Source organism: Vibrio sp. 1069 (assembly GCF_033340555.1).
This window is the reverse complement of sequence record NZ_JAWOWP010000850.1, coordinates 1-540: the sequence shown is the minus strand read 5'-3', so window position 1 is coordinate 540 and position 540 is coordinate 1. Positions and strand designations below refer to the sequence as shown.

General features: G+C 49.3%; 1 pseudogene. It reads left to right on the top strand.

The annotated features are described in order from the left end of the window. A pseudogene (locus R7040_RS29415) lies at nucleotides 1-191 on the top strand (hypothetical protein); the annotation flags it as partial. Nucleotides 192-540: the final 349 nt, after the last annotated feature.

The window sequence follows — 540 nt, the reverse complement described above, 5'->3', positions numbered from 1 at the left end:
TATTTACAACTGTTGAACATGCCAAGTGCAAGCAAATACCAGAATCGTTCGTTCGCGATCTGACCGTAGGACTAGCCCACGAATGTTTGGGCCAGTCGGTGATTTACTCGGCCTTTTGTTGGGTTGGTGAATGGGTTGGTAAGTGGCTTAACAATGTGTTAAACACACAATACGAGCGAATGGCGGCATAGAATCTAAATAGAATATCGACCTGCAATAGAGCTCTTTTTTATTGCAGGTTATGAATTTCTCTCCACTAACAGGGGTTCCCCCTAGTCGCCACCGAGGCCCACCCGCCGGACTTACCCCTGCATTACTAAGTCTCGTTCCTCGCCAAGTATTGCCGCTCATGGGCTGTTGTCCACCAGCGCTAGTACGATGCCAACAAACCCCCGTTGTCACCGTCCTAGCAGAATGCTGGTGGCCATATGAATCGCCTTCGGCGAGCAAAAAGAATTTGTATCGCTTTTCTTAACGGCTTCGCCTAAAAAGCTGACCCTCTATCGAGCCCTATTGTGTCGCCTTTGTCCGGCCCAAAGT